General features: G+C 55.5%; 7 protein-coding genes. 6 read left to right on the forward strand and 1 reads right to left on the reverse strand.

Annotation, left to right across the window (positions count from 1 at the left end; genetic code table 11):
* A partial coding sequence (locus AC3WQH_RS25005) for an AzlD domain-containing protein (RefSeq protein ID WP_238504427.1) occupies positions 1-483 on the forward strand: 483 nt, incomplete at its 5' end.
* 78 nt (positions 484-561) lie between these two features.
* On the opposite strand, the gene AC3WQH_RS25010 is transcribed toward AC3WQH_RS25005, so the two are convergent.
* Positions 562-1,323: an IclR family transcriptional regulator gene (locus AC3WQH_RS25010; protein WP_007787167.1), complete on the reverse strand. Its 762-nt coding sequence runs from the start codon at positions 1,321-1,323 to the stop codon at positions 562-564.
* 200 nt (positions 1,324-1,523) lie between these two features.
* Here AC3WQH_RS25010 and AC3WQH_RS25015 point away from each other — a divergent pair, with 200 nt between their 5' ends.
* From AC3WQH_RS25015 to AC3WQH_RS25035, 5 genes are read left to right on the forward strand one after another with little or no spacing between them, the layout of a single operon-like run.
* Complete coding sequence (locus AC3WQH_RS25015; protein WP_005836112.1) at positions 1,524-2,642, forward strand: ABC transporter substrate-binding protein; 1,119 nt, start codon at positions 1,524-1,526, stop codon at positions 2,640-2,642.
* A gap of 8 nt (positions 2,643-2,650) precedes the next feature.
* Complete coding sequence (locus tag AC3WQH_RS25020; RefSeq protein WP_005836114.1) at positions 2,651-3,745, forward strand: ABC transporter ATP-binding protein; 1,095 nt, start codon at positions 2,651-2,653, stop codon at positions 3,743-3,745.
* Positions 3,746-3,748: 3 nt separating this feature from the next.
* Positions 3,749-4,591, forward strand: coding sequence for an ABC transporter permease (locus AC3WQH_RS25025; protein WP_327991500.1), 843 nt, complete (start codon positions 3,749-3,751; stop codon positions 4,589-4,591).
* Entirely contained in the window at positions 4,588-5,388 is an 801-nt protein-coding gene (locus tag AC3WQH_RS25030) for an ABC transporter permease (RefSeq protein WP_005836118.1), read from the forward strand. Before AC3WQH_RS25025 ends, AC3WQH_RS25030 begins: the two co-directional genes overlap by 4 nt.
* 12 nt (positions 5,389-5,400) lie before the next feature.
* Positions 5,401-6,537, forward strand: a complete 1,137-nt coding sequence (locus AC3WQH_RS25035; RefSeq protein WP_221843656.1) for a M20 family metallopeptidase — start codon at positions 5,401-5,403, stop codon at positions 6,535-6,537.
* The last annotated feature ends 132 nt before the right edge of the window (positions 6,538-6,669 follow it).

A 6,669-nucleotide genomic window follows, 5' to 3' on the forward strand; every position in this document is an offset into this window, starting at 1 on the left:
GGCGGTGGGCTCGCAGGGCATCGTCGGCTGGCCGATTCTCGTTTCGAACTTGCTGTTAAACGCCCGTCATCTGTTGTAAGGGTTCCGATGCTGCTGATTAGCTCCAGGTGGGGGATTCCGGCTTGGCTCAGGCGCGGGCTGGCAATGGTTCCGATCGGGGTATTCAGCTCCATGACGATTCCGCCGATTTTGTTTCACGCGCCAAAAGGAGCGTGGAGCCCGGAATACGTGGTGGCGGGGGCTGTAGCGCTTGCCGTAGGGTTTTGGAAAAAGCAAATCGTCTGGGCGCTGCTTGCCTATACATGGAACAGCAAGGACGCGAACGAGTCGGCTGTTCGCTGGGAGCTGCTGCCCCGGATGCTTGCAGGCTGGCATGCCCATCTCGAGCTTTTGGCAAAAGTGCTTGCGGGAGAGCAGCCAGCCTGGTCGTGGAGCCGCTGGGAACAACTGCGGGAAGCGTACGCCCAAAAATGGGGTGAATGACGGCTGCCTAAACAAAAAAGACCTTTCACACAGCGAACCGGTCGTTGTGCGGAAGGTCTTCTTTCGTTGGCTGCGCGGTTACGGCAAACGGTATCCAAGCTGGGTGGACATGTCGCGCACCGTAGCCAGCGTTTCCTGGATGATCTCTTCTTTTTTGGGCATCACGCGATCCGTCGGGCCGATCACGCTGATCGAGGCGGTCACCTGTCCGGTGGAATCGAAAATCGGCGCGGCAATTCCCGTGACGCCCGTGTTGCGGCGGTTCGAGCTGATCTCGTAGCCGCGCTCCCGGATCGCCTGCAGGTCGGCTTTGACCTCTTCGATGGAAGTGTAGGAGTGAGGCGTGTACATTTTCAAAGGTTGCTCCGCCAATATCTCGTCCTGGAACGACTCCGGCTGGTAGGCGAGCAGCACCCGTGCCGCCGTCGTCGAGTAGAGCGGGAAGCGGCGAAAAGACTCGACCGTAAAGCGAATAGGATGCTTCGAATCTTCCTTCGCGACGTAGATGGCGTCCTTCGAGTCTTGCACGCACAGGACGGCCAGCTCGTTCACCCGGGAGACAAGCCCGGTCAAAAACGGTTTGGAAAAATCGACAATATCGTGGTTGGTGAGCACCTTCGTGCCCAACTCCAGCAGTGTATAGCCAAGCGTATATTGCTTGGTTTTTTCGTTTTGGCGAATAAAGCCTTCTGATTCCAGCGTGGAAAGCAGCTTGTGCACCGCTCCTTTTGATAGCTGAAGCTTTTTGCTAAGCTCGGTCACCCCAAGCTCTTTGGGAGAATCGAGAAACATTTTTAACAGTCGGCAACCGTTTCGTACAGAAGACAATACTTGGTCCATAAAAAACGTCTCCTTTATGTGCATTAGTCCTATTCTACCACAGATAGGGGGCAGGCAATCCTGAATGGAGGCAATGGTGCTTTTTGTATGACTACCTTGAATAGTCAGTCTCTTTATGATAGGATAACACTATCGTTCTTGAATAGCAAACGTTGTTCTCTATTCGTGAACAAACAAGATAAAACGGGGGTCGAACTTACGTGAAGAAAAAGGCGTTATCTGTACTGTCGATTTTTGCTTTGACTGGTTCTTTGCTTGCGGGCTGTGGCTCTTCCACACCGCAAACTGCCGCTCCGACGCCGGCTGCTGGCAATACAGACGGCGGGCAAGCACAGGTGCAACTGGAAGACACGCTGGTTGTCGCGGGGAACGGAGCTACTGTAGAGAAGTTGATGAAAGACGAAATCTTCAAGAAATTCAACGAAAAATACCCGAACGTCAAGCTGACCTACGTATCCGGGGTATCGACCGAGATCGTCGCGAAAGTAAAAGCGCAGAAAAACTCCCCGCAAATCGACTTGACGATCGTCGAGGGCGGCGAGCAGGAAAAAGGGCGCCAGGAAGGCTTGTGGGAAACGATCTCTGCCACGGACATTCCAAACGTGAAAAACGTGCCGCAAGATTTGAAAGTCACGGATGACAGCGGTGTCGTCGTCAACTTCACGCCAATGGGCATCTCGTACAACAGCGAGCTGGTCAAAGAAAAAGGACTGCCGGTTCCGGCGTCGTGGAACGACCTGACCAAGCCGGAAGTGAAGGGCAACATCACGATGACAGACGTAGCGAGCAACTTCGGACGTTCGACCATGATTATGCTGGCCTACGCCAACGGTGGATCGGAGAAAAATATCGAGCCTGGTTTTGAAAAAATGGCAACGCTTGCAGGCTACATGCCGACATTCGCGAAAAGCGCGGCGCAGTTGCAGCAAAACCTGCAAAACAAGAGCGCAGCCTACACCACCTGGACGATGGCGCGCAGCCTCACGCAAAAAGAAGCGGGAGTGCCGCTGGAATTTGTCTTCCCGGAAGAGGGCGGCAATATCGTGCCAAACATCGCCACAATCGTCAAAGGCGCGAAGCATCCGCAAGCAGCCAAAGCGTTCATCGACTTTTTGCTGACGGACGAAGTGCAGACGATGTACGCGACCAAGCTGTACTACAATCCTGCTACCGAAGTAAAGCTGCCGGACGATGTAGCGAAGACGTTGGCATTTGACCGCGCGAAGGTTGTCAACTTTGACTACGACGTCATCAGCAAGGAAACATCGGCTTGGCTGGACCGCTTTAACAAAGAAATCGCACCCAAAACAGGAAAGTAGGTATAGAAGTGACAAAGGTGATTGACGTCGAACTGCGCGGCATCATGAAAAAGTTTCAAAACAATGTCGTGGTTCAGGACTTCAACCTGCAGGTGGAGCAAGGCGAATTCATCTCGTTTTTGGGTCCATCCGGTTGCGGCAAAACCACAACCTTGAACATGATTGCCGGATTTTTGGACCCGGATGGCGGAGATTTGCTCATCAAGGGTCAACGGATGAATGGCGTCCCGCCGTACAAGCGGGAACTGGGAATGGTGTTTCAGACGTATTCGTTGTTTCCGCACATGACTGTGGCGGAAAATATCGCCTACGGCTTGAAGCTGCGCAAGATCGGAAAGCAGGAGATGCAGGAGCGCGTCAATCGTGTGCTGGAGCTGGTCAAGCTGCCAAACGTCGCGGATCGGTATCCGAAGCAGCTCTCCGGCGGACAGCGCCAACGGATTGCCATCGCGCGCGCATTGGTGATTGAGCCGTCGCTCTTGCTTTTGGATGAGCCGCTCAGCAATCTGGACGCGAAGCTGCGTGAGGAACTGCGCGACGAACTGAAGCGTCTGCATCAGGAAATTGGCGTCACCACCATTTTCGTGACACACGACCAGGAGGAAGCGCTGGCGCTCTCCGACCGGATCGTTGTGCTGAATCACGGCTTCGTGGAGCAGATCGGCACTCCGCACGAGATCTACAACCAGCCGGCTTCCGAGTTCGTTCATACGTTCATCGGCAAGACAAACCGGATGGAGGGAGAAGTGATCGCGACCGAAGGCGACACCGTGACGCTTCGCACGACGGGCGGTTTGCTCGTGCAGGCTGCAGGGCAGAAGCACCAGTTTGCCTTGCAGCAAAAAGCGGTGATTTTCGTCCGTCCGGAAAAAATCAAGCTGACGGAGGCGGCGGACACGGCGCAGCCGAATCGGGTAAAAGGCCATCTGCAGCTTGCCTCGTTCCTCGGCTCCTATACGGAGTGCGAGGTGGCGACCGGAGCGCATACGCTGTCTGTCAAAGTCCAGATGAGCGACAAGTCGGCAGAACAAGAAGCAGGCAAAACGGTCTACTGCCAGTGGAACGCAGAAGACGTGCTGGTCATGCCCGTGGAGAGGGGATGACGGATGAACAAGCGTCTTTCCATCACACTTTTGACGGCACCAGCCATGATTGTTTTGCTCGGCGTATTTATCCTGCCGATGCTGCTCATGCTTCTGCTCAGCTTCCAGGATGAAAACCAGGCTTTTACGCTGCAAAACTACGCCTTGTTTGTGCAAGATTCGTTTTACGTAGAAATTCTTTGGCGGACGATCCGCGTCAGTCTGTGGACCGTGCTGGCTACGCTTTTGCTCGGCTTTCCGGTGGCGATGTACATGGCGCAGGCGACAGGCAAAATGCGCGGGATTGTCACGATGCTGATTTTGGCTCCGCACCTTATCAGCGTGGTCATCCGCAACTTCGGCTGGGTGGTCGTGCTCGGGGAAAAGGGCTGGATCAACGAAACGCTCATGAAGCTCGGGCTGATCGAGCAGCCGCTGCGGCTTTTGTACAACGAGCTTGGGGTGGTCATCGGCCTGACCGACTCGTTTATCGCCTACATGGTGCTGGCAATTGCGACCAGTCTGTACGCGATTGATCCGTCGCTGTCCAAGGCAGCATCCATTTTGGGCGCATCGCGCATACGCACGTTCTTTACGGTGACGCTGCCGCTTTGCTTGCCGGGGATGATCGCCGGGACGACACTCGTTTTCAGTCTGTCGATGAGCGCGTTTGTCACTCCTGCCCTGATGGGGGGTACTTCGGTGAAGGTGATGCCTGTGATCGCGTATGAGCAGATCATGGCGACCTTGAACTGGCCGCTCGGTGCGGCGTTGGCCTTCCTGCTGTTGGGCAGTACGATTTTGCTGGTGACCTTGTACACGTGGTTGATCGAAACGAAGCGGTATAAAGAGGTGTTTGCGTCATGAAAAAGCTGAATGTGCTCGGGCTCATCACGTTCTTTGTGCTGGTGCTGGTCAATCTGCCGTTTTTGGTCATCATTCCAAGCTCCTTTACGGCTGCCGGATACTTGGCGTTTCCGCCGGAGGGCTTTTCGTTCCAATGGTACACGATGATTTTGGATCGGCCGGAGTTTATCGAATCGCTCTGGACGAGTCTCAAGCTGGCGACGGTAACGGCTGTTCTGGCTACGTTGCTCGGTACGCTGGCGGCATTTGCCTTGTCCAAGTACAAGTTTCGCGGGAGCGGCTTCATCAATGCGCTGATGCTCTCGCCGCTCACGGTGCCGTCGCTGATTATCGGGATTTCCGCGTTGCTGTTTTTTACGCGCATCGGCATTGCGGGTACGTTTACCGGGCTGCTTTTGGCGCACATCCTGATTTCCATTCCGTATGTCGTGCGGCTGGTGCTCACCGGGCTTAGCACATTTGACTACACGCTGGAAAAGGCGGGCTACATGCTGGGTGCCCATCCGTTTCGCGTGTTTTGGGACATCACGCTGCCTTTGCTTAGGCCTGCGATTGTGTCAGGCATGATTTTCTCGTTCCTGACGTCGTTTGACAATGTGACGGTTTCCCTGTTTCTGGTGGCACCGGACACGACAACGCTTCCGCTTGCGATCTTTACCTATATGCAGGAAACGCTTGACCCGCTGGTTGCTTCCATCTCCGCGGTTGTCATTCTGCTGAGTCTGGTCTTTATCGTGCTGCTGGAAAAAGTGTACGGACTAGAGCGCCTGTTCGGACTCAATTCACAATCTCATTAAGGAAGAGGCACTATGTCAATCCAGACTTATTTGCAAGACAACATGAATCACTTTTTGCAATTGCTCGAAGAGGCGGTCAACATGGACTCGCCTTCGCGGGACAAACGGCTGGGCGACCGGATGGCGGGCTGGTTCGCGCTCCAGTTTCAACGGCTGACAGGCGGCAAGGCGGAGCTGATCCCGAATGCGACATACGGCGATCAGGTGCGCTGCACATTGGGCGAAGGGGATAAGCAAATCCTCATCATCGGTCACTACGATACCGTGTGGCTGGAAGGAGAAGCGGCCCGCAGGCCATTTTCCATCCGGGACGAAAAAGCGTACGGACCAGGTGTATATGATATGAAGGCCGGAATTTTGCAGGCGATGTTCGCGCTGCGGGCTTTGGTGAAGCTGGACCGTTTGCCGGCGGACAAAAAAATCGTGCTCTTGCTCAACAGCGACGAGGAAATCGGCAGCCCGACCTCCAGATGGCTGGTAGAGCAGGAAGCGTCCCGCTCGGCCGCGAGCTTTGTGCTGGAGCCGCCGACGGAGCCTGGCGGCGCGCTGAAAACATGGCGCAAAGGCAGCGCGCATTATACGGTGGCGGTTCGCGGCATTTCCGCACACGCCGGGGTCGATCACCAAAAAGGCGTATCGGCCATCGAAGAGCTGTCGCGGCAAATCCAATTTCTCCACGCTCTGACCGATTACGAAAAAGGCACGACGATCAATGTCGGCGTAGTCAAAGGCGGGATTGGCGCCAATGTCGTCGCCGATTACGCGGAGGCAGAGGTGGATGTGCGCGTCGTTTCCATGGAAGAGGCGCAACGCATCGAAAACGTAATCCGCGAGCGCAAGCCGCTACTTTCGGGCACGAGCATCAACGTGACGGGCGGCATTCGCCGTCCGCCGATGGAGCGTACCAAGGATACAGGCGTGTTGTTTGCGCTGGCAAAATCCATCAGCCGTCATGAGCTGGGGATGGAGCTGGAGGAATCCGGGACAGGTGGCGTAAGCGACGGCAACTTCGCCGCTGCCTGCGGGGTTCCGACGCTGGACGGACTTGGGGCAAAGGGCGGATTTGCCCACTCGCCGGAGGAATGGATCGAACTGGGGGAAATATCGACACGCGCGACTTTGCTGGCGCGCCTGATCGAAGAAGTATAGAGAAAAAGCAAAGAGGCACCTGACGGCTGTGCGAAGTGCGCAGCGGTACAGGTGCCTTTACAGATTTTCCGAACGAGAAAGCCCGCTACGGTGCGATAGCACCCCCTTTAGGGGCGGGATGAGAGTGAGGTC

This window comes from Brevibacillus sp. FW301-21C12A (assembly GCF_058788915.1).